The organism is Oceanospirillum multiglobuliferum (genome assembly GCF_900167095.1).
In the GTDB taxonomy this organism is placed as follows: domain Bacteria; phylum Pseudomonadota; class Gammaproteobacteria; order Pseudomonadales; family Halomonadaceae; genus Oceanospirillum; species Oceanospirillum multiglobuliferum.
In genome coordinates this window covers 45,709-68,820 of record NZ_FUXG01000012.1, presented here as the reverse complement: position 1 = coordinate 68,820, position 23,112 = coordinate 45,709, and the positions used below count along the sequence as shown (strand labels likewise).

24 protein-coding genes are annotated in these 23,112 nt (G+C 48.0%); 16 read left to right on the top strand and 8 right to left on the bottom strand.

Translation table 11 applies throughout. The features are described from left to right. The first annotated feature begins 176 nt into the window (after positions 1-176). A complete protein-coding gene (locus B5D26_RS09675; protein ID WP_200810652.1) occupies positions 177-1,436 on the top strand; it encodes an MgtC/SapB family protein in 1,260 nt (419 codons plus the stop codon). Positions 1,437-1,534: 98 nt separating this feature from the next. Here B5D26_RS09675 and B5D26_RS09670 read toward each other — a convergent pair whose 3' ends face one another. After that, a complete protein-coding gene (locus tag B5D26_RS09670; protein ID WP_078745536.1) occupies positions 1,535-2,005 on the bottom strand; it encodes an RrF2 family transcriptional regulator in 471 nt (156 codons plus the stop codon). 228 nt (positions 2,006-2,233) lie between these two features. Here B5D26_RS09670 and B5D26_RS09665 point away from each other — a divergent pair, with 228 nt between their 5' ends. The 3 genes from B5D26_RS09665 (at position 2,234) to B5D26_RS09655 (ending at position 4,922) form a co-directional block, all read left to right on the top strand. Then, positions 2,234-3,415: an MFS transporter gene (locus B5D26_RS09665; RefSeq protein WP_078745535.1), complete on the top strand. Its 1,182-nt coding sequence runs from the start codon at positions 2,234-2,236 to the stop codon at positions 3,413-3,415. 172 nt (positions 3,416-3,587) lie between these two features. Beyond that, positions 3,588-4,517: a DHH family phosphoesterase gene (locus B5D26_RS09660; protein WP_078745534.1), complete on the top strand. Its 930-nt coding sequence runs from the start codon at positions 3,588-3,590 to the stop codon at positions 4,515-4,517. Positions 4,518-4,601: 84 nt separating this feature from the next. Beyond that, positions 4,602-4,922: an Rdx family protein gene (locus B5D26_RS09655; RefSeq protein WP_078745533.1), complete on the top strand. Its 321-nt coding sequence runs from the start codon at positions 4,602-4,604 to the stop codon at positions 4,920-4,922. 134 nt (positions 4,923-5,056) lie between these two features. On the opposite strand, the gene B5D26_RS09650 is transcribed toward B5D26_RS09655, so the two are convergent. The 6 genes from B5D26_RS09650 to hpaE all read right to left on the bottom strand — a co-directional run bounded on the left by B5D26_RS09650 (position 5,057) and on the right by hpaE (position 10,715). Then, a complete protein-coding gene (locus B5D26_RS09650) occupies positions 5,057-5,536 on the bottom strand; it encodes a universal stress protein (RefSeq protein WP_078745532.1) in 480 nt (159 codons plus the stop codon). 53 nt (positions 5,537-5,589) lie between these two features. Further along, positions 5,590-6,918 (bottom strand): TRAP transporter large permease, encoded by a 1,329-nt coding sequence (locus tag B5D26_RS09645; RefSeq protein WP_078745531.1) that lies wholly within the window; start codon positions 6,916-6,918, stop codon positions 5,590-5,592. Positions 6,919-6,972: 54 nt separating this feature from the next. Beyond that, on the bottom strand, positions 6,973-7,488 hold the full coding sequence (locus tag B5D26_RS09640) for a TRAP transporter small permease (protein WP_078745530.1): 516 nt from the start codon (positions 7,486-7,488) through the stop codon (positions 6,973-6,975). A gap of 7 nt (positions 7,489-7,495) precedes the next feature. Continuing rightward, positions 7,496-8,554: a TRAP transporter substrate-binding protein gene (locus tag B5D26_RS09635; RefSeq protein WP_078745529.1), complete on the bottom strand. Its 1,059-nt coding sequence runs from the start codon at positions 8,552-8,554 to the stop codon at positions 7,496-7,498. Between the two features lie 289 nt (positions 8,555-8,843). Then, a complete protein-coding gene (locus tag B5D26_RS09630; protein ID WP_078745528.1) occupies positions 8,844-9,230 on the bottom strand; it encodes a 5-carboxymethyl-2-hydroxymuconate Delta-isomerase in 387 nt (128 codons plus the stop codon). A gap of 21 nt (positions 9,231-9,251) precedes the next feature. Beyond that, positions 9,252-10,715 (bottom strand): 5-carboxymethyl-2-hydroxymuconate semialdehyde dehydrogenase, encoded by a 1,464-nt coding sequence (hpaE, locus tag B5D26_RS09625; protein ID WP_078745527.1) that lies wholly within the window; start codon positions 10,713-10,715, stop codon positions 9,252-9,254. Between the two features lie 482 nt (positions 10,716-11,197). Here hpaE and B5D26_RS09620 point away from each other — a divergent pair, with 482 nt between their 5' ends. The 10 genes from B5D26_RS09620 to hpaD (B5D26_RS09575) all read left to right on the top strand — a co-directional run bounded on the left by B5D26_RS09620 (position 11,198) and on the right by hpaD (B5D26_RS09575) (position 21,061). Then, positions 11,198-11,950, top strand: a complete 753-nt coding sequence (locus B5D26_RS09620; protein ID WP_078745526.1) for a fumarylacetoacetate hydrolase family protein — start codon at positions 11,198-11,200, stop codon at positions 11,948-11,950. Between the two features lie 14 nt (positions 11,951-11,964). Further along, positions 11,965-12,729: a fumarylacetoacetate hydrolase family protein gene (locus tag B5D26_RS09615; protein ID WP_078745525.1), complete on the top strand. Its 765-nt coding sequence runs from the start codon at positions 11,965-11,967 to the stop codon at positions 12,727-12,729. Between the two features lie 99 nt (positions 12,730-12,828). Continuing rightward, positions 12,829-13,632, top strand: a complete 804-nt coding sequence (gene hpaH / locus B5D26_RS09610; protein WP_078745524.1) for a 2-oxo-hept-4-ene-1,7-dioate hydratase — start codon at positions 12,829-12,831, stop codon at positions 13,630-13,632. An 85-nt stretch (positions 13,633-13,717) separates the two neighbouring features. Then, positions 13,718-14,527 carry a 4-hydroxy-2-oxoheptanedioate aldolase gene (gene hpaI / locus B5D26_RS09605; RefSeq protein WP_078745523.1) on the top strand — a complete coding sequence of 270 codons (810 nt, stop codon included), beginning with the start codon at positions 13,718-13,720 and terminating at the stop codon, positions 14,525-14,527. Positions 14,528-14,668: 141 nt separating this feature from the next. Then, entirely contained in the window at positions 14,669-15,586 is a 918-nt protein-coding gene (gene hpaA / locus B5D26_RS09600; RefSeq protein ID WP_078745522.1) for a 4-hydroxyphenylacetate catabolism regulatory protein HpaA, read from the top strand. Positions 15,587-15,852: 266 nt separating this feature from the next. Further along, a complete protein-coding gene (gene hpaD, locus B5D26_RS09595; protein ID WP_078745521.1) occupies positions 15,853-16,704 on the top strand; it encodes a 3,4-dihydroxyphenylacetate 2,3-dioxygenase in 852 nt (283 codons plus the stop codon). Positions 16,705-16,817: 113 nt separating this feature from the next. Beyond that, complete coding sequence (locus B5D26_RS09590) at positions 16,818-17,333, top strand: GlcG/HbpS family heme-binding protein (protein ID WP_078745520.1); 516 nt, start codon at positions 16,818-16,820, stop codon at positions 17,331-17,333. A gap of 60 nt (positions 17,334-17,393) precedes the next feature. Further along, on the top strand, positions 17,394-18,827 hold the full coding sequence (locus tag B5D26_RS09585; RefSeq protein ID WP_078745519.1) for an aldehyde dehydrogenase family protein: 1,434 nt from the start codon (positions 17,394-17,396) through the stop codon (positions 18,825-18,827). Positions 18,828-18,893: 66 nt separating this feature from the next. Further along, entirely contained in the window at positions 18,894-20,090 is a 1,197-nt protein-coding gene (locus tag B5D26_RS09580; protein WP_234985260.1) for a multidrug effflux MFS transporter, read from the top strand. 44 nt (positions 20,091-20,134) lie between these two features. Next, positions 20,135-21,061 carry a 3,4-dihydroxyphenylacetate 2,3-dioxygenase gene (gene hpaD / locus B5D26_RS09575; protein WP_078745517.1) on the top strand — a complete coding sequence of 309 codons (927 nt, stop codon included), beginning with the start codon at positions 20,135-20,137 and terminating at the stop codon, positions 21,059-21,061. Between the two features lie 183 nt (positions 21,062-21,244). On the opposite strand, the gene B5D26_RS09570 is transcribed toward hpaD (B5D26_RS09575), so the two are convergent. Beyond that, the gene (locus B5D26_RS09570; protein WP_078745516.1) at positions 21,245-21,724 is read right to left on the bottom strand and encodes a hypothetical protein; all 480 of its coding nucleotides are present in this window, start codon (positions 21,722-21,724) and stop codon (positions 21,245-21,247) included. A 368-nt stretch (positions 21,725-22,092) separates the two neighbouring features. On the opposite strand from B5D26_RS09570, the gene parS reads away from it, so the two are divergent. After that, the gene (gene parS, locus B5D26_RS09565; protein WP_078745515.1) at positions 22,093-22,545 is read left to right on the top strand and encodes a type II RES/Xre toxin-antitoxin system antitoxin; all 453 of its coding nucleotides are present in this window, start codon (positions 22,093-22,095) and stop codon (positions 22,543-22,545) included. Continuing rightward, on the top strand, positions 22,545-23,015 hold the full coding sequence (locus tag B5D26_RS09560) for an RES family NAD+ phosphorylase (RefSeq protein WP_078745514.1): 471 nt from the start codon (positions 22,545-22,547) through the stop codon (positions 23,013-23,015). Before parS ends, B5D26_RS09560 begins: the two co-directional genes overlap by 1 nt. The last annotated feature ends 97 nt before the right edge of the window (positions 23,016-23,112 follow it).

Genomic DNA, 23,112 nt, shown 5'->3' with positions numbered 1-23,112 from the left:
TGAGCGCTAACCGCTCTCTCGTGCATTTTCCGTATGATGGCAATGGAAGCTAGTCTGTGACAATTGCCGTCTATCCTACCGTAAACCGTTCTGATACTTAAGCAAATTGGCGTTTAACTTTCTCCGCTTCTGATACACTCAGAGACAGATTGTGTGGGCATTTCAGGAGAAATATTGTGCAGGCAACAGACACTCATGTCATGGGCTTATTGGCCATCGCTTTATCTTTAGGCTTAATGATTGGTGTTGAACGGGGCTGGAAAAGCCGAAGCTTAGAAGATGGCGCACGTATCGCAGGATTGCGCACTTATGGGCTCATCTCTCTTTTAGGCGCAGTAGCAGCACTACTCTCGCGGGAGCTAGGAGGCTATTTATTGGGTATCTTATTTTTAGGCCTCTCTCTTGCGTTAACCGCCTCTTATGTGACCCATCAAGATAAGCGTGATGTCTCTTTAACCTCTTTGATTTCGGCACTTCTGGCATTCTGCTTCGGCGCATTGGTGATTATGGGATATGCCCTAGAAGCCTCATCGGCAGCGGTGATTACTACCTTGCTGTTGAGCCTAAAAGGGGTGCTACACCGTTGGCTTTGGCTACTAGAGCAAAAAGAGCTATGGGCGGCCTTAGAACTATTAATTATCTCTGTGGTGGTGTTACCCATTTTGCCGGATGAAAGCATGGGGCCTTGGCAAGCGCTGAACCCTTATGAAATATGGTGGATGGTGGTATTGATCTCCTGTATCTCTTTTTTAGGCTACTTTGCCATGAAGATCGCAGGGGCAAAAAAAGGGATTATGCTCACGGCACTCTTTGCAGGCTTTGTATCTTCTACCGCTCTCACCTTACAATTCTCACGCATGGCTAAAGAGTCTGTGAAAGCCACTCCGTTATTAGCCGCTGGGGTGTTATTTGCTTGCGGCACCATGTATCCAAGGGTGTTATTGGTAGCAGGTGTGATCAATCCTGAACTGATCCCCATTTTGACACTCCCTATTACAGCTATGGCTGTGACAGTTTACCTACCTGCGTTCTGGTTTTGGTATCAAGGTTACCGACAAGTACCGGAAGATGTAGCACCACCCTCATCACCTTTGTCTTTAAGCTCCGCACTAGGCTTTGGTGCTTTGTTATGTGCCATATTTCTTTTGAGCAATGGCTTAAAAGACAGCGTAGGAGACACGGGAATCTTACTGTTAGCAGCAGCCTCAGCCATTGCTGATGTTGATCCAATAAACTTGTCGCTGTCTGGTATGAGCCGAGATGGTTTAGCCCTACAAACCGCTGTATCTGGCATTATTATCGCGGCAATAGTGAACTCATTGTTGAAGGCAGGCTTGGCAGGTTTTATCGGAGGATCTGCAATGGCGTGGCGAGCCTCAACACCACTGATTAGCGCCACTCTCTTTGGTGGCATCACATTATTACTGGTGTTATAGGCCTTGTCTGCCATAGCGGCAGTAGATAGTGAAAAAGAAAAGGGTAGTCACGTGGACTACCTCTCTTATTTCATCAAGCTTAGGCGACCGATTCTAGTTTAAGAAGCAGCCATCACTTGTACAGGTAGTTCACCTGCTTTGAGATCTAAACCTAAAAGGTTGCGAATATCTGCTGGGTTTTTCAGCAAATCTTTCAATGTGTATTCGTCAATAACTGCTAAAAAAGCATCCCGTGCTTTTTTCATCATCGGCTTCATATCACAAGCGCCAGTTAACGGGCAGATCAATTTTTCGCAATCAACAATCTCCAGCGAAGTTTCAAAGTCACGTACCATTTTACCGATAGAGACTTGCGCTGGTTCCATATTAATGCGCATACCGCCATACTTGCCACGAACGGTTTGGATGTAACCGAGTTGACCTAGCTTGTGTACAATTTTCATCAGATGGTTGCGCGAAATTTCAAAGTGGTGCGCAATATCACTGATGGTCACAAGCTCGTCAGACTGCTGTACACCCAAAAACATTAGTACACGAATGGCGTAATCTGTTTGACGGGTGAGTTGCATAGTGCATGGCTCCCTTAGCTTTTATTAAAATCGCTGCATTGGTCCACTGGCAGTAACGTCTGTCATTAACTGCCATACTTTAGATACTAACACAAGCATTGCTGACTCTATTGTATATCTTTGCAAGCAATTGCGGACATTTGTGTAAGCAGCTGTACAAAAATAGATCGCTGATTTTAACAAAACTGTCAACAAAAGCTGCAACTCTTGTCACAAAAGGAGCAATAAGTGAATCTACGTAACATCATACTGCTGTCGTTAGCCTCTGCTTTGGCAATGTCTGTAGCGCCTGCGTTAATTTTTATTGGTGGTTTGATAGGCACAGAACTGGCGCCGCAAGCACACTTAGCGACATTGCCCATTGCCTTTATGGTGATTGGCACCGCATTAAGCACCATACCTGCTGCATTAATTATGCAGCGCTTGGGGCGTAAGCAAGGTTTTATCATTGGTGCATCAGGAGGCATTCTCGCCACGCTGTTAGCCTCATTCGCGATTCAGTTGCAAAGTTTCTGGCTTTTTGTTTTGGCCGCTACTTTAATCGGCTTTCACTTGGCATTCGTGCAACAGTACCGTTTTGCAGCAGTTGAAAGCGCAGCACCAGAGCAAGCAGGCAAGGCCATTTCATTTGTGCTAGTCGGTGGTGTTATTGCAGCATTTATAGGCCCTGAGCTGGCGCGTTTAGGGCAGCACTGGCTGCCAGCACATTTTGCGGGCTCTTTTTTGGCAATGTCTGCCACAATCTGCTGTGCATTAATACTGCTGTTAATGATCAAACCTGTCACCGTAAAACAGGCCGATAATCAACCTCATCAGAAAACTTCATTACGTACACTTTTTTCTCGTCCCGGCTTTTTAATTGCTGTGGCAGGCGGGGTCATCTCGTATTCGGTGATGAGTTTCGTGATGACCGCAACGCCTATCAGTATGCATGTGATGGATAAGCATTCACTAGATGCCACTGCACGAGTCATTCAAAGCCATGTTGCGGCAATGTACTTACCCTCTCTGCTCACCGGTATGATTATTGGTACATTAGGTACAATCCGCGTGATGGCAATGGGTGCAGGGCTGCTACTAACTTGTAGCCTGATTGCATTGAATGGTCATGGGGTGATGCATTATTGGTGGGCACTAGTGGCGTTAGGTATTGGCTGGAACTTCTTGTTTGTTGGCTCTACAACCTTACTAACCAAACAGTATCAACCCGCAGAACGTTATAGAGCACAAGCTGTGAACGACTTTTCTATTTTCAGCTTACAAGCAGTGGCCTCGCTATCGGCTGGGCAGGTGATTCATGGCCTAGGCTGGCAGTGGGTGAATATTTTACCTATCCCATTGTTGCTGCTGATGTTGATTGCACTATTTTGGTTCAGCCGAAAAGAAATTGAAATGAAGCAACTGAGTTAGACTAGTATCTCAAGTCATGAAGAGAGCATTTTATGGGGGTTACGGCACAAAATTAGTCGCCTATTGGTTCTCTGACAGGCAGATAAATGGTATGTTTAACCTCAGGAATATTTAAGATTTAGGTGTGCAGAACTATCTTCTCTGCCACTTGGCATATTTACAGGAGAGTCTGATGTCTGGTCAAAAGTTTCGACTGGTAACCCGCAGTGATTTTGACGGTCTAGTGTGTGCGGTGTTGTTAAAGCATCTGGATATGATCAACGATATTCTTTTTGTGCATCCAAAAGATATGCAAGATGGCAAAGTTGAAGTGAATGCCTCTGATATCACGACAAACCTACCTTATGTTAAAGGTTGCCATATCGCGTTTGATCACCATTTGAGTGAAACCCTACGTAACGAGAAAGTTGATAATCACATTATTGACCCTAAAGCGCCTTCTGCTGCCCGCGTAGTATATGACTACTATGGTGGTGCAGATGCGTTCCCAGCGTCTTGGAACGACATGATGGAAGCGGTAGACAAAGGTGATGCCGCACAGTTTAACCGTGAAGAGATTCTAAACCCTGAAGGCTGGGTGCTGATGAACTTCCTGATGGATGCACGCACAGGCTTAGGTCGTTTCCGTGAATTCCGCATCTCTAACTACCAACTGATGATGCAGCTGATCGACTACTGTGCAAACCACGACATTAACGACATTCTGAAATTAGAAGACGTTAAAGAGCGTGTAGACCTGTACTTTGATCAAGAAGAAAAAGCCGTTGAACAGATCAAACGTTGCAGCACCGTGCATGGCAACTTAGTGGTACTGGATCTGCGTAACGAAGAAACCATCTGGGCGGCTAACCGCTTCATGATTTACGCCCTGTTCCCTGAGTGCAACATCTCCATTCACCAGATGTGGGGCTTAAAGCAGCAGAACACCGTATTTGCCATTGGTAAGTCGATTTTAAATCGCAGCTCCAACACCAACGTGGGCGAGCTGTGCTTACAGTATGGCGGTGGCGGTCACTTAAATGCAGGCACCTGCCAGATCGACAACGACAAAGTGGACGAGTCACTACAAGCGGTGATCACAAAGATCAACGCCGACGGCTAGTCCCTTCAGCCAAAACGGTTAACCTAAAGCCCCGACTGTTCGGGGCTTTGTTGTTTTCGGCAGACGCTTAACTGGAGCCTTACCATGAGCCAACACCCTCAGCCCAAATACCGCATCGCCATTCACTACTGCACCCAATGCAACTGGATGTTACGTGCTGCTTGGATCGCGCAAGAGATTTTGCACAGCTTCACCGATGACCTAAAAGAGGTGGCATTAGTGCCTGCCACAGGCGGCCTATATGAAATCTGGCTGGACGACACCCGTTTATGGTCAAGGGTTGAGGATGGCGGCTTTCCTGAAGCCAAAGTGATCAAACGCCGGATACGCGATCATATTGATCCGGCACGAGACTTAGGACATTCTGATCGGCCTACAGCAAGTGAGCAGAGCAAAGTAGAATAACTGGCTGCTCCTATTCTAGATACAATCTTCCTAATACATACAAGGCACTGCCCAAAACAACAACGCCCCGTTATCAACAGATAACGGGGCGTTGTTGTTTAAACCTGAACTGATTTATCTAACTTTAAATCAGCCTAAGGTTGCAGTGGCACAGTCAATACAGGACGACGGCTATGGTGCATTACCTTAGTCGGCGTATCGCCTAGTAGACTTTTATGATGGCGTACGCCCATCACAATCACGCTGGCATTGATCTCATCCGCCACTTCAAGGATTTTCTTCCAAGGCGTGCCTTCTTCAACACGTGCTTCTAATTGCCCCTCTTTCAGCATCTCAGATGCATCAAGCTCTTCACGGCAGAAGCGCTCAACACGCTCAACCACTTGCTGCTGTACATGCTGAAGGCTTTCATCATGAAGGGCTTTCAGTGATGGGTCGCTGCTCATCATTGAGCGTACTAAACGCTCTGCGCTACTGCTCATCGGTTCAACCACATGCAAGAATGTGATTTTTGACTCGTAGTGACCGCAAAGACTCATCGCCGCACGAAAGGCCGGACGAGACCCCGGACGAATGTCCGAGGCATATAGAATTCGAGTTACGCTAGGCAACATACACTGCCCTCCTCGTTAAAATTAGTGCAACTTTTCACTGACACACTCTGCCTCTAGCGATACAGAAGCTCGGGTAGGAAAAGTGCAATAGGGGCGATAAAGGTGATCAATGCTAGACGCACAATATCAGCGCACCAAAATGGGGTTACACCCTTAAAGATGGTGCCAGGTTTCACATCACGCAGCACGGCACTTAACACGAAGACGTTCATCCCCACTGGTGGTGTAATCAGGCTGATCTCGGTTACCACTACCACTACAATACCAAACCACACTAGGTCAAAGCCCAAGCTCTGCACTAGAGGGTAGAAAATAGGTACTGTCAGCAGCATCATAGATAGGCTCTCAAACACCATACCTAAGACGATATAGATCGCTAAAATCAGTAAAATCACGCCCATTGGGCTGATATCAAAAGAGGTCACAAGCTCAAGCAGTGCATCAGGTAAACCTGCACGGTTGATAAAGTCTGAGAAAATCAAAGCACCAATCAATACCGTGAACAGCATTGCTGAAGTACGGCCTGTATCGGTTAAAGCGTGGAATAGTGAACCTAAGCTTAATGAACGACGCGCCAAGGCAATCACAAAGGCACCACCTGCACCAATACCCGCAGCTTCTGTTGGTGTAAAGATCCCCAAATAGATACCGCCCATCACAATGGTAAACAGCACCAATACAGCCCAAACACCTTTTAAAGCTTCAATACGCTCAGCCCAAGTGAACTTTTCACCTGGTGGGCCTGCTTCAGGGTTGCGCCAAACGGCATAACGCACTGCTGCTAGGTACATAAAAATACCCAACAGACCTGGAATAAAGCCCGCAGCAAAAAGCTCACGAATACTAGATTCTGTTAAAAGGCCGTAAATTACTAAGATTACGCTCGGTGGAATCAAAATACCCAGCGTACCGCCCGCTGCAATTGATGCGGTTGCTAAAGAGTCTGAATAACCAAACTTGCGCATTGGCGGCATTGCTACTTTCGCCATAGTGGCAGAAGTGGCCAATGACGAACCACAAATAGCAGAGAAACCACCGCAAGCCACCACTGTTGCCATCGCTAGACCACCTTTACGGTGACCTAAAAAGGCATTAGAGGCTTGATAAAGCTCCTGTGACAAGCCTGACTTGGTGACTAGATTTCCCATCAGAATAAAGAGTGGGATAACAGACAGTCCATACTCTTGAACGGTATCAATTACGCGGTTAGACGCCATAGAAAGGGCACCTGTCCAGCGAAAATCCATGATATTGTCAAAGCCTAAGCCTTGCAGGGCTGCAAAGCCGAAAAATCCTACGAGTCCCATCGCAAAAGCGATAGGCACACGCACAACTATAATCAACACCAATAATATGGCGAAGCCGATGAGTGCTACAGTCATAAACTTGATCCACGAATAACGGAGTGGTTGTTCTGTCCCTTAAAACACAGGGGTTCAGTCACGAGTTTCTACAATGATTCGGTAAATACCGTAGGTCAGCATCAAGGCCGCAGTAACATAACTCATCACCGCAATATATTGGACGATGTAGCCAACAGGAATTTCTAGGTACTCTGTCACCACTTCTCGACGCAGAGAACGATCGGCCAGATAGATCATACGCTCAGCAAGATAGTACATACCGGTAGAGATCAGCAGTGCAGAGATTAAACCTAGAACACGTAGCACTTTACTGCTGACAAAGTTATCTAGAATATCCACCACCACATGACCACCACGCCAAGTGATAATCGGCATCTCTAAAAATACCAGTAGGGCTAAGCCAATCTCTGTGATCTCTACGGCTCCATCTACTGCATTATTAAAGAAATAACGCCCGATAACGTCCATGCAAGTCAGGCACATCAAAGCAAAGAGTACTACAGCAGCACAAACCTCTAGAGAAAAGGCCAGCCAAGAGGCTGGTCCTTTCTCTTCGTAATGCTCTGCTACCCATGTTGCAAGAGACATAACGACCTCACTTTTTCACTGACATGGAGTTATCTTGGTAATCACGAGCAATCTTACGCAGATCTTTCAGAGCTGCTTCTGCATTGATACCACGATCAGATACTGACTCAATCCACTCTTGATCCATGCCTTTAGTCAGCTTTTCAAACTCTTTAGACATTGGGTCTTTTTCAGATAGACGATTGATCTTTACGCCAGCTGCTTTAGCCGCTTCATAACCTTCAGCATCGCCAGCATCCCATGCACTACCTGCAAGTGCTGATAGTCTTAGGCCAGATACTTTCATGATAGCGGCACGGTCTTTCTTGCTCAGCCCTTCCAAAAACTCTGGGTTGATGAACATTGAGAAGCTACCCATATACATGCCGTGTGGCAGTACAGTGATGTTGCTGGTTACTTCGCTTAAGCGCAGTACTTTCTGCTCGCCCATTGGTAGGAACGCGCCATCAATTACACCCTGTTGCAGCATTTCGTATACTTTTGGTGCAGGTGCGCCTACTGGTGTGATGTGCATACGCTCTGCTAGAACACTTTGTACGCCACCGCCAACACGGATTTTTTTGCCTTCTAAATCAGCAAAAGAGTTTACAGGGAACTTGGTTTGAATCTGACCAGGGCCGTGAGTGAACATACCCAGTACTTCTAGGCCTTCGAACTCACCTGCTTTCTTAAAGTGCTTGTCATAAACTTTCCACAGAGCAACAGATGCAGCCTCTGCACCTACACCTAGACCTGGTTGCTCAACACCTTGCGGTAGTTTGAAGCGGCCTGGTACATAGCCGTGGTAGCTGAAAGACGCATCAATTACACCGTCTTCTACCAGCTGGAACATAGTTTTTGGATGGCCTAGACCCTGTTCCATTTTGATTTTGACGCGACCCTCAGTGGCATCTTCAACCCATTTTGCCCATGTTGGCCAAACTACGGCGTTTTGAGGGTGAGTTGGCGGTAGCCAAGTGCCTACACGCAGAGTTGTTTCTGATAGGGCGAAGGTTGAGGTCATCATGCCCGCGCCTAAGGTCAAGCCGATTAGGGCTTTCTTGAAGGTGTTCTTTATTATTGTCATTGTCGTCTCCTGCTTTGATTTATGCCCATGACTCACTTTGTGCACTCTGCATTAGGTGAGCATAGTTCGCTCTTTTTTGCTGTTAGTAGTGATCTTTCTTCTCAAATTGCACTGCCATCCTTGCAGTACTTGTTTAAAGACGCTTTTGATGTCTAAAAACTCAATTTCGTATCAAGTTAAAATCTGACTTAGGTCAAAGAAAGACAAAATACAACATTATTTATGACACTAAAAGCCCATCTGATACAATTTTTTTGTATCTATTGAACTTTAGGCTAGAGTCTACACCCTATTTTTTAGCAAATAAGGGGTGGATGTTGTTTTTGTTAAACTTTAGTACAGGGTCTAACTCTGTCATCTCAAATGAGATTTGGCAGTAGCTGTTATCTGTAATCGGTTTCATCCAGTCGCATAGAATTTCAAAGACTTTATCTGCAACTGCTTGTTTTAAGGCCATATCTCGACCATGACCGATTTTGAGATTGAGGTTCAAAAAGGCAAAGTCATCACGGCCATCAGCCACTCGATAGTCGTAGCAGCGGATTGCACGGCTGCGCACGCCCCCTAAAGGGAATGCGCCAGTGGAAACCACATATTCGTGCAGCGCTTTAAATAACGGTTGGAAATCCAACCGTTCATGCAGATTGTCAGAATATTCCACAATAAAGTGCGGCATAGCAGACTCCTTTGTAACAGGCTAAACGCCCCATTTAGGAATGTGGTGTGAACCCATGCTGATACAAACGTTCTTTGGCTCACAGAACACTTCAAAGCTGTAGTCACCACCTTCACGGCCTGTACCAGAGCCTTTTACGCCACCAAACGGGGTACGTAGATCTCGTACGTTTTGGCTGTTCACAAACATCATGCCCGCTTCGATACGGTTCGCAATGCGATGCACTTTGCCCACATCTTGAGTCCATAGGTAAGAGGCCAAGCCGTAATCGTTGTCGTTGGCCATGCGAATCACATCCGCTTCATCTTTGAACGGAATGATCACTGCCACAGGGCCGAAGATCTCTTCACGGGCAATACGCATTTCGTTGGTGACATCACGGAATACTGTTGGGCGCACGAAGTGGCCGTTCTTCAGGTGATCAGGCAACTCGTTTACAGGCTTCTCTGGGCCACCTGCGATAAGGGTTGCGCCCTCTTCGATACCAATTTTGATATAGCCTGTTACTTTGTCCCAATGGCCTTGGCTGATTAATGAACCCACTTTGGTGTCCATTTCCATAGGGTCGCCCACTTTGATCTTGTTGGCGCGTGCGGCAAACTCTTCACAGAACTTGTCGTAGATGGTTTCTTGTACAAACAGACGCGAACCTGCGGTGCAACGCTCACCATTGATTGAGAAGATGCCAAAGATGGCGGCATCCATCGCGCGCTCATAGTCGCAGTCATCAAAGATGATCACAGGAGACTTGCCACCCAGTTCCATTGAGAACTTTTTCAGGCCAGCTGTCGCAATAATATGCTTGCCCGTTGAGGTGCCGCCCGTGAATGAGATTGCATTAATGTTTGGATCAGTGATCAGGGCATTACCTGTTGTCGCACCAAAACCGTGTACGATGTTAAATACACCGGCTGGGATACCTGCTTCTAGTGCCAGATGGCCTAGGAAATCAGTTGATAAAGGTGACAGCTCAGACTGCTTCATTACCGCAGTATTACCCAGTGCCAATGCAGGTGCGGTTTTCCAAGTGCCTGTCATGAACGGCACGTTCCAAGGTGAAATCAGCGCACATACACCTGTTGGTTGATACAAAGTGTAGTTCAGCATCTGGTCATCCATTGGATAGGTGTGACCATTCATCTGACGAGATTTTTCAGCAAAGAAATAGAAGTTATTCGATGAACGCGGAATTAACGCATTTTGAGTTTGATAGATCGGCAGACCCGTATCAGCGGTTTCCAGTCGAGCAATCTCTTCAACGTGCTGGCCGATTAAATCACCCAAGTTTTCGATGATTTTAGAGCGCTTAGCCACAGGCATATTCGCCCAAGCTGGAAAGGCATCTTTTGCGGCTTGGCAAGCTTCTGCAACTTGTGCTGGAGTAGCGTGAGCCACTTCAGCTAATACTTCACCCGTTGCAGGGTTAACTGTTTCAAAGGTCTCGTTGCTCTCAACCCACTTGCCATTAATTAAATTCTTAATCATCTGCGTATTCCGTCCAAACCGTGAGGATCAGCATTTGCTTTGGCTTCTGCCCACTACAAACCCTGACGTATAAATAAGGATATCGAGTCCGATGCTATTGGTCGGCTGGTTCATCTTACCGACAACAACTTAATATGTTAATCAAATTTATTTAACATATTAACAATTGTCAACTCAGAAGTGAGGATAGATGTAAAATTCACTGATCAGACTTTAGTTTTAAATTGGCGGACTCTCCTAGATAAACCAGCCTAACGATAGGCTTAGGCTGCTATTCTTGAAATTAATTAACATATTAAGTTATTGACAATCAGACCCTGAATAGCAAAACTACTTAACATCGAAACAATTTTGCAAAACCTGATCGCACCGCGCCTATTTGCGCGGGTGAATCTCATACGATTCAGCTTGCTCATAGCCCTCTGATATTTCGCAATCACACAGCGGGCTACAACCATTTAACCCAATCTGGAGACTTCGCCATGAGGCACAGCCGTATACTGAAGGATGGCGTTGCAACCCAAGTTGCAATTGATCCAAGTCAGCAGCAGGAGATGACATCACAACAATGGCTACCTGCCACCACAGGTACAGTGTTTGGTATCGCACTAAACGACAAAGCACTTTGTGCCAGTATGGAACAGGCTTTTAACGAAAAGCCTCATGTGAATCCGCCAAAGACTCCGGTATTGCACATTAAAACCGCCAATACCCACATCGGTTATGGCGCGGCTATTCCAGCCCCTGCCAATGGCGAAGCGATCTATGCAGGCCCATCAATTGGTATTGTGATGGGTCAAAAAGCTACTCGTGTATCAGAAGCAGACGCGATGTCTTACGTGGCAGGCTTCACCATCGTGAACGAAGTGACACTGGCGGAAAACTCCTTCTACCGTCCAGCGGTTAAAGCAAAATGCCGTGATGGATTCTGCCCAATCGGCCCTTGGGTTGTGGATCAAGCTGAGGTGGCTACACCAGAAGCGTTGGCGATTCGCACCTATATCAACGGTGAACTGAGCCACAGCACCAACACCGACCAGTTGGTGTATGGCTTACCGCAGATCGTCAGCTATCTGAGCAGCTTTATGACGCTGGAAGCCGGTGACCTGATTATTGCAGGCACGCCAATACGCACCGCGCAGTTGGCGTTGAAAGCGGGCGACACCGTGGCTATCGAAATTGACGGTTTAGGCCGCTTGGAAAACCCAGTTGTTAATGAAGCAGAGCTAGGCTAAGGGGATCGCAGACTATGAAACGCGCACGCATTCTATTCAATGGCGAACTCACCGCTGTTACCGTTAACGACAACAACGACGCTGTATTAAACGACGGCACTGTGATTGCAGAAGCGGAAGCCAACTGGCAGCCACCTTGCGACGGTAAAATCTTTGTATTGGGCTTGAACTACGCCGATCACGCCGCAGAGCTGGCCTTTAAAGCCCCAGAAGAGCCGCTTGTATTCTTAAAAGGCCCTAACACGCTGCTAGGCCACCGCAAAAACACCTACCGCCCAGATGGCGTGGACTATATGCACTATGAGTGCGAACTGGTGGCGATCATCGGCAAAACGGCAAAAAATGTCAGCCGTGAAGAGGCAATGGATTACATCGGTGGTTATACCGTGGGTAACGATTACGCCATCCGTGACTATCTGGAAAACTACTACCGCCCGAACCTACGTGTGAAAAGCCGCGACACCTGCACGCCTGTAGGCCCTTACATTGTTGATGCCAAAGATGTTGCTGATCCGCACAACTTAGCACTGAAAACCTATATCAATGGCGAGCTAAAACAGAGCGGCAACACCAGTGACTTGGTGTTTGATATTCCTTATCTGGTGGAATACCTCAGCGCCATTATGACGCTGGAGCCGGGCGATATGATCTTCACAGGCACCCCAGAAGGTTTGGCTGATGTGAAACCGGGTGACGAAATTGTGACAGAAGTTGAAGGCGTTGGCCGTTTGGTGAACACCATCATCTCTGAAACAGACTATCTGGCGTCTTTAAACTAAGCCGCCACAGGCAAACACAACGCAAAAAGCCCAAACAAAAAAATAACAAAGCAGCGGGTACAGATCAGGTTGATCTGCACCCCGTTAAAGGATTCCAATATGTTATCTGAAGAGATTATCAAAGATTGCGCCGCCCAATTGCATCAAGCAGAAAAAGAGCGCAAACAGGTTCGTCAGCTTTCATTGCAATATCCAGAGATCACCATTCCAGACGCTTATAAAATTCAAAGCGAATGGCTGAAATTGAAAATGGCGGAAGGCCGCAAAATCATCGGCCACAAAATCGGACTGACTTCACGCGCCATGCAGATGTCGTCTCAGATTGACGAGCCAGATTACGGCACCCTGCTAGACGACATGCTGTTTGATGATGCGGCAGAGATCCCAACGGATCGTTTTATCGTCCCGCGTATCGAAGTGGAACTGGCCTTTATTCTAGCCAAGCCGCTCAGTGGCCCGAACTGCACCATTTTTGATGTGTATAACGCAACAGATTACGTGATTCCTGCGTTAGAACTGATCGACGCACGCTCTCAGTCCATTGACCCAGAGTCAGGTCGTCCACGTAAAGTATTCGACACCATCTCAGACAACGCGGCTAACGCGGGTATTATCTTAGGCGGCCGTCCGATCAAACCATCAGAAGTGGATCTACGCTGGGTATCCGCCATGATGTATCGCAATGGCGTGATTGAAGAAACTGGCGTGGCCGCAGGTGTACTGAACCACCCCGCCAATGGCGTAGCTTGGTTAGCCAACCGCCTACATCCTTACGGCATCACGTTGGAGCCAGGTCAGATTATTCTGGCAGGTTCATTCACACGCCCAGTCCCTGCGCGCAAAGGGGATACCTTCCAAGTGGATTACGGCCAATTGGGTAGCATCAGCTGCTACTTTAAATAAGACTTGGATCGGTTGTATTCAACACAACGTCGGATAGCACCCTGCTGATCCGACTCACCACCCTATTTGATAACTGGGAGAGGTTATGCCAGCGCCCATTAACACCTTCAAACAAGCCCTAGCGCAGGGCGACACCGCCCAGATCGGCCTATGGCTGGGCTTAGCCAACAGCTACACCGCAGAACTGATTGCCGGAGCAGGTTTTGACTGGCTGCTGATCGATGCAGAGCACGCCCCTAATGATCTGCAAACGATTCTCGGCCAGATGCAAGCGGTAGCGCCTTATCCATCGCACCCTATTGTGCGCCCACCTTGGCCTGATGCGGTGCGTATCAAGCAGATTCTGGATATTGGTGTACAAACGATTTTGGCGCCAATGGTTGAAACGGGTGAACAAGCCGCTGACGTAGTCGCCGCAACCCGTTATCCACCACAAGGGATTCGCGGTGTGGGCAGCGCCTTAGCACGCGCTTCAGGCTTTAACCGTATGCCGCAATACCTGCAAACGGCCAACGAGCAGATGTGTGTATTGATTCAGATTGAAACCCCAAAAGGTGTTGAAAATCTGGACGATATCTTAGCAGTTGAAGGGGTTGATGGTGTCTTTATCGGCCCGTCTGACCTGAGCGCCTCAATGGGGCATATCGGCAACCCTGCACACCCTGATGTGCAAGCGGTTATCGAAGCCAGCATCGCTAAAATCGTGGCCGCAGGCAAAGCCCCAGGTATTTTGATCGCAGATCAAGCCTTGGCTCAGCGCTATATTGAGCTGGGCGCACTCTTTGTCGGTGTCGGCACAGACACAGGTTTGTTGATGAAAGCGTCTACAGATCTGGCTGCAAAGTTCAAAGCCAGTGTTGAAGGCATCAAAGCGGAAAAAGGCTCTGTTTACTAAGCCGCCTTAGCTCCTCTGTTAAAAGCACCCAAAACCATTGTGCAGCACCGTTCCGGTTTAGCCGCTGCACAATGAGTATTTGGGTGTTACTCCCGCATCAGTTATGCTGAAATTCACTCAGCTTATTCAGTTGTCAGCCCTATGCCTGTTAATCATAACAACGAATGGATACCCAATATCGTCATCGGTCAGGACTACGACCGTCACTTTGAAAGCGCCTCAATCCATTTTGACGTATTAGGCCGCATGGCTGACTTTTTTGGCCGTGATATGCCCGTGCATCTACACGCCCAGTTTTTGCAGATTCACTTTATTCATGGCGGAAACAGCCATTTTTATATCGACGAAGCGGTTTACCACTGTAGCGGCGCGTGCATTTTTCTGACGCCTCCTGCCATTCCCCACTCGTTTATGACCGAACAAGGGGTCACAGGCTACGTGCTGACCGTACACCAATCCCTTATTTGGTATCTGCTAAACGACAGCCAAAACAACGCCCTAGACAGCGAACATATCCGCCCCCTGTGTATTGAAAAGCGTCGCCTAACCGCCGAACAACTGAAACTTTGGCAAAGGCTAGAGCAAAGCTTTGAAGCCCTGCAAGACGAGTGGCAAGGTGAACACAAAGACAAAACCTTCGCCCTAGAAAGCATCGTGCGCTTATTGCTGCTGCAAATGACACGGCTCGCACCAGACTCGACTGAAACCCAAGCCGTTGCCAGTGAAGAGCTGCGCCAGTTTCGCCGCTTCTCAGAACTGCTTGAAAAAGAGTTTCGCAACCGTTGGCCCTTGACCAAATACTGCTCCACTATTGGTGTCTCTGAAAGTCGCCTAAACCATATTTGCCAACGGGTTGCCAACTGCCCACCGAAGAAACTGATTCACGAACGTATCCTGCAAGAGAGCAAACGCATGCTGCTGTACAGCAATATCAGCATCAACGACATCGGTTTTGAGCTGGGCTTTACCGATCCCTCTTACTTTTCACGCTTCTTTCGTAAACAAACAGGCGTTACACCGAAGGATTTTAGAGGGCAGAGTGATCAACGAAATCGTTAGAAACTAACCCGCTAAGCTTGTCGAAACCCGCGAATCAAGCGTCTGAACATCGACAACAACCCTGACTTATCTCAAGAATTAAATCACTCTTTGTCATTACTGCGTTGACAATAGATAACATGTTAATTATATTTTTACTTAACATGTTAACTTTTGATCGAAGCTAATGCTTGAAAACCTTCGCTTGAACCTTGCAGCCCCACAAAACCCTAGGCTGCCAATAGGGTGATGGCTCTGACAAAACGACAACAAAAAAAGGAAAGATCATGGGTGAAATAACTATTGCCGCCAAAGTAACGCACGTACCCACAATGCTACTTTCTGAGCAGCCGGGTAATCTGCAAGGCTGTCGCCAACCTGCAATTGATGGTCATCGTGAGCTGGGTCGTCGCGCGCGTGAAGCAGGTGTTGATACGGTAATCGTATTGGATACGCACTGGTTGGTGAATGCGGGTTTTCATATCAACAGCAATGAAAGCTTTGAAGGTGTTTATACCAGCCATGAGTTTCCGCACTTTATTCAGAACCTAAACTACAAGCACAAAGGCAACCCAGCCCTAGGGGATGCCATTGCTAAACGTGCAACTGAGAAAGGCGTACACACCTTGTCACATCAAGTGCCTACGCTTGACTTAGAATACGGCACCTTGGTTCCACTACAGTTTATGGACCCAGAAGGTCATTTCAAAGTGGTGTCGATTGCGGCCTGGTGTACGGTTCATAGTCTGAAAGACTCTCGCGTATTGGGCGAAGCTATTGCCGAAGCCATTCGTGAAAGTGACAGCAAGGTGATGTTGCTGGCCTCAGGTTCTTTGTCGCACAAAATTTGGGAAAACGAGCTATACGCTGAAAACAACGGCACCTTCACCATCTCCCGTGAGTTTAACCGTCAGGTTGATCTACGCGTGATGGATCTTTGGGAGCAAGGCGAATATGCGACTTTCCTAAAAATGCTGCCAGAATACGCCCAGCTTTGTGCAGGCGAAGGCGGCATGCACGATACGGCAATGCTGTTTGGCGCACTAGGTTGGGATCAGTATAAAGGTAAGGCTGAGGTGATCACCCCTTACTTCCCAAGCTCTGGCACAGGCCAAACCAATGTGCAGTTCCATCTGTAAGTTACCTCTATAAATTCTAGCTTTTCTTTAAGGTTAAGCCTGTCAGTTTATAGCCCAGAACCGCCGCAGTGATGCGGCGTTTCGCCCGTTTAGAACAGGTCATTTAAGCCGCCATGACAACACTTATTCAAACACTGCACGAGCTAAGCTGTGACTCAGCATTGACCATGATTCAAGCGGCCAAACAAAAAGCAGAACAACTTGGCTTAGCGATATGTGTCTCTGTGGTTGGCCCACAAGGGTTACCACTGGCCAGTATTCGTATGAATGGCGCACCACTGCATTCTATTACTTTGGCTGAAGATAAAGCCTATACCGCGGTTAGTTTCAAACGCCCCACTCATGAATGGGATGAGCGCCTTGCCAGCCAACCCAAAGTACAACAAGCGTTGGCAACCCGTGACCGTTTCACCATGTTGGGCGGTGGTTTACCGATTAGACTAACGCTGAGTTCAGCATTAACAACAGATTCAGAGTTAACAACAAGTTTAGAGTTTACCCCCGGCTCTAACAGCATAGGTTCCCTGACCGAATCAACCGTTTTGGTTGGCGCTGTTGGAGTTTCCGGTGGTTCTGTACAACAGGATATTGAGTGTGCAGAGGCCGCTATTGCTGCGTTATTAAGCTAAGCAATAAGGTTACACCATCCTGATAATGACGATAAAAAACGACTAACGGAGACACAGACAATGCTACAGGCATCTTACCCTTACTACCTTGCCAATGAGGCCGTAAGCCCGAATCAAGACCTTGAAGTCACCAACAAGTACACTGGCGAAGTGGCCACCCGTGTGGCACTTGCCGATGTTGACGCCATTGACCGCGCCATTGCCGCAGCGGTTGAAGCGACAGAGCCGATGCGCAAAATGCCCGCTTACAAGCGTCAGGCGATTTTGGAGCATTGCGTGCGCCGTTTTCAAGAGCGTTTTGAAGAGCTGGCACAAGCCTTGTGTGTTGAGGCAGGTAAGCCGATTAAAGATGCTCGCGGTGAAGTGACCCGTTTAATTGATACCTTCAAAATTGCCGCAGAAGAAGCGACCCGTATTTACGGCGAAGTGATCCCGATGGACATCAGTGCCCGTGCCAACGGCTATAGCGGCCAGTGGAAGCGCGTGCCAATTGGCCCTTGCTCTTTTATCTCTCCGTTTAACTTCCCGTTGAACTTGGCTGCACACAAAGTTGCCCCTGCCATTGCGGCGGGTTGCCCATTTATTCTGAAGCCTGCGTCTTTAACGCCAATCGGTGCGTTAATCATTGGTGAAGTGTTAGCAGAAACTGATCTGCCAAAAGGCGCGTTCTCTATTCTGCCTTGCCACCGCGATGGTGCAGACCTGTTCACCACGGATGACCGCCTGAAGCTGCTCAGCTTCACAGGGTCACCAGAGGTAGGCTGGAACCTAAAAGCCAAAGCAGGCAAAAAACCTGTGGTATTAGAGCTGGGTGGTAACGCGGCTTGTATCGTTGATGAAGGTACAGACCTTGATGATGCCGTAACCCGTATCGTATTTGGTGCTTACTACCAATCGGGTCAAAGCTGCATCTCTGTTCAGCGCATCATGGTACATGAAAGCCTATATGACGAAGCCCGCGCACGCCTGACCAAAGCGGTTAACGCACTGGTGCATGGTGATCCAGCTGATGAAAACACCTTTATCGGCCCGATGATCTCTGAAAAAGAAGCCACCCGCTTACACAACTGGGTGAACGCAGCCAAAGAAGGCGGTGCAACCGTACTGGCGGGCGGTGAGCGCGAAGGCGCAATGCTACAAGCCACCCTGCTAGAAAATGTTACCACAGATATGGATGTAAACTGCCAAGAAGCCTTCGGCCCTGTGGCGATTCTATCTAAGTTCAGTGACTTTGATGCCGCGCTAAAAGAGGTGAACAACTCTGACTTTGGCCTGCAAGCCGGTATCTTCACCCGTGACATCTACAAAGCCCAAAAAGCATGGGACGAGTTAGAAGTAGGTGGCGTGGTGATTGGTGACGTACCTTCATGGCGCGTTGATCACATGCCATACGGCGGTGTAAAAGACTCAGGTATCGGTCGTGAAGGTGTGCGTTATGCCATCGAAGATATGACCGAAATTCGCCTGATGGTGTTGCGTAATCCAAAGCCTTAATCGTTAACAAAGCCTTTAATTTGGCTTTTAAGATTAAGTCCTAAGCCAGTAACAAGAGGTAAAGCCTTGAAACCGATCTCTGCCCCAATGTCGCTATTGTCTGCAATGGCGCTGACAAGTCCTTTGGCACTGAACCTATTTGTGCCAGCCATGCCCGACGCGGCACGGGACTTAGGGGTAGACATCAACATCATTCAGCTGACCTTTACCAGTTATCTACTCACACTGGCAATTGGTCAGCTGATCTCAGGGCCTTTGGCTGATTTTTTTGGCCGCAAACCTGTTCTGCTTTGGGGTTTAGCCCTGCATGTGCTGGGTAGCCTACTGGCAACATTGGCAAACGACATTAGCTTTTTAGTGGCGGGGCGTGTGCTGCAAGCCTTAGGCGGCAGCACCGCTATGTCATTGGCACGCACCATTATTGTTGATGTGCATGGCCGCCAAGGTGCCGCAGGTAAAATGGGCTTTATGGTGATGTCGATTGCCATTGCTCAGTCTATTGCCCCCACCTTGGGGGGCTTTTTAAACCTTTGGTACGGTTGGAACAGCACACTGGTATTGCCGATGCTGATAGGCTCGGTAGTGTGGTTCGCCACCCTGAAATGGCTACCGGAAACCTGTTCGGAAAAAAGCGACAGCTTGAAACTAGGACGGGTACTGACGCAATATCGCTCCGTGCTCACCTCCTCGGAATATCTGGGTTATGCCCTCTCCACCACCTTTATCGCCACAGCCTTCTATATGTTTGTCGGCAGCTCACCCTATATTGTCGTCAACCAATTAGGCGGTAACTCAGCCCAGTTTGGCAGTTGGTTTTTAACCGTTTCTTTGGCCTTTATGTTGGGCAGCTTTCTCTCTACCCACATGGCGAAGTGGCTCAATATCGACCGCATGGTGATGCTCGGCAATGCGCTTTCGCTGCTAGGTGCTGCGGCTTTGCTACTGTTCGCGCTAGAAAATCAACTTAGCCTTGCCACACTATTTTTACCCATGGCACTGGTGACCTTTGGGCGCGGTTTTAGCCAGCCCAATGCCCAATCAGGGGCAATTGCTTGCGCCACAGGTTCAGCGGGTACGGCTTCTGGCTTGATGGGTTTTATTCAACTACTCACCGGAGCGGTTATGGCACAGATCACCCCTTGGCTAATAGCACAAGGCTTAGTGGTACTGATGAGCGCCATTCTCGCAGCGCCACTACTGGCGATGGCCTGCCACAGCTACGCATGGCGCAGACGCGCCAATCCAAAAATAAGCACCAACTAAACACGCGCTAAATTTTAATCACTGCATCCAAGAGGACTCACACAATGGGCAAACTCGCCTTAGTCGCTAAAATCACCCATGTACCCTCAATGTACCTATCTGAGCTAGACGGCCCGCGTAAAGGCTGCCGCCAAGCCGCTATTGACGGCCACCATGAAATCGGCAAACGCTGCCGTGAACTGGGCGTTGATACCATTATCGTGTTTGACACCCATTGGCTAGTTAACGCAGGCTACCACATCAACTGCGCCCCACACTGGGAAGGCACCTACACCAGTGGCGAACTGCCACACTTTATCAGCAACATGCCTTACGACCTGAACGGCAACCCAGAACTGGGTAACCTGCTGGCAAAAGTCTGTAACGAACAAGGTGTAGAAGCCCTAGCCCACGACAGCACAACCTTAGCGCCTGAATACGGCACCTTAGTGCCCATGCGCTATATGAACCAAGACAACCACTTCAAAGTGATCTCAGTGTCTGCCCTGTGCACCGTTCACTACCTGAACGACAGCGCCCGTTTGGGTTGGGCAATGCGTAAAGCCATTGAAGAGCAGTATGACGGCACCGTCGCCATTCTGGCCTCTGGCTCACTGTCGCACCGCTTTGCACAAAACGGCCAAGCGCCAGACTTCTCTGATAAAGTATGGAGCCCATTCCTAGAAACACTTGATCACGAAGTGGTCAGAATGTGGGAAAACGCAGAATGGGAAAAATTCTGCGGCATGTTGCCAGAATACGCCATCAAAGGTCATGGCGAAGGCATGATGCACGACACCGCCATGATGTTGGGCGCACTGGGCTGGTCAGAATACGATGGCAAAGCCGAAGTACTTACCCCTTACTTTGGTAGCTCTGGCACAGGTCAAATCAACTGCGTATTTCCGGTAACACCGCAAACGGGTAACGCAGTGCCAGCACCGCAGGCTTCAAAGCAAGCTGAATTGGCGTATGGTGAGAGTCGGGTTTAAGTTTAAGCCCCGCTAGACGCAAAAAACCGGATCAACTGATCCGGTTTTTTTGGTCTTTAAATTTGTTAACGCCCGCTTCAGCTGCGCCAAAGCCGGAGTGTTTTTGTGTTAATGTTTGAGCGCAGCGAGTGACACAAAAACGCGGAGGTTTTGGCGTCAGGCTGGAAGCGCTTGTTAGGCATTTTATACACCCCAACCTTCGTTTTCACACTTTACACCTTCTGGTGAGATAGGTGAAAACTTACCATTCTCTAGGTTTACTTTCATTGCCCAGCCAGCAGCTAAATGCCATTGTTCCTCACTCTGAATTACAACGGCAATTATAGAATGATCTATTACGCCATTACGATTGCAAACGCCTAGAGAGACATAAGTACCTTCAACTTGCTTAGGCCACGAAATCTGGTCTGTAACCTGCCATATAGCATTTTTACCTGACCGCCCTATTTCTCTTTGCACGATTAATGCGAACGGTTCTTTACCAACTTTCCTTAAATCACCAACAGCTATTTCACAAAAGCGATCTCTACCAAGCGCATGTGCAATACATGCACCATGCTTAGTTTCTAGCCCTTCCGGATAAGGCGGGACGGACTTCCCGATTAACGTTGAGGAACACCCAGAAACAATTAACACTATCAGTATTGTGAGTAGTGATTTCATATGCCTAACATTTTAATATCAGGCATGCGCGTTTTGACGATTTCAATATACCGTCCAGAACGGAGGAAAGACTTTGATAAGAAAGGAAAAATCCATTTTCTGATCTGACTGCTTCCCTGCTAAACGCGCATGCGCGTTATCACAAATAAGCAGGCGCCTGTTATTTCACGCCTGCTTTCCATAATTCATTGATTTTACAGCTTATCCAATTTCACTGTACTGGTAAACCGAGCATTAAGTCGGACAAAACGAGCACAATTTTCTCGGAAAACTGAAATATACTGGATATCCGTTCACCTCCCGCCAAATTGCCTTAAAGACCATCTGAGCTATAATAAAAGTCCATTTGAGCCAATCTAGGTTTCCTGATGACCAGCACCACATTGAAAAGCTTTAAACCTAAATCTGCCGATCAATCGGATTTCTGGTATGCACTGGGTATTGAAGATGACAAAACCCCAAGGGGGGAAGCAGTTCGTCAGGGCTTTCCCACTGCGGTATATCGGAAGCTGACCGAAAAAACCGGAATGTCTCAAAGCGAATTTCATGATGTAACGCTTATCCCTGTCAGTACGATTAAGCGCCGCCTTAGCAAGCAGGAGCGTTTCAGCACACAGGAAAGCGATGTGATGTATCGCCTTGTCACTCTGATTGAACTGGCGACCGACCTTTTTGGTGATGAACAGCGGGCTTTGGAATGGATCAGAGAAACCGTTTATGGCCTGAACGGTAAGCGGCCTTTGGATATGATTTCAACAACGGCTGACTTTGAAACGGTGAAAGACCTTATTGGGCGGGTGAAACATGGGGTCTTCTCCTGATGGAGATGTATCGGCTAACTCAGAAACAGTTCGCGCAGTCTCCTTTTGATCCTATTGGCGCCAAGCTTTTTGGCGGGCGTTGGAACTCCAAAGGTGTTGAGGCACTTTATTTTGCAGAGTCGGAGTCTCTGTGCGTGTTAGAAGTTTTTGTGCATATCAATAACGACCCGACGTTTATGGATCGGTACGACCTTTACCGAATTGAGATTCCCGACCAATGGATTGCTCAGCTTTGTGAAGACGACTGGCCGGAAAACTGGCGCGCCCTTCCTGCGGCAAAACAAACGCAGGCGATTGGAGATCAGTTTTTAACGCTTGAGCCACCGGAATATGCTGCCCTGCAAGTTCCCTCTGCAATATCTCCCAGAGACAGTAATTATCTGGTAAATCCTCACCATCCGTTAATGCCCGAGATTTTCCAGAATGCTGAAAAGCTGGTGTTCAGCTTTGATCCAAGGATTTTCAAATAACAAGCAACAGATCGTAGATCTCTCTGCAAAACCACACTCAAGGAAAAATCCGCCAATCAAAATGAGCAATATTTTGCTCAAAAATAATATCCAACTC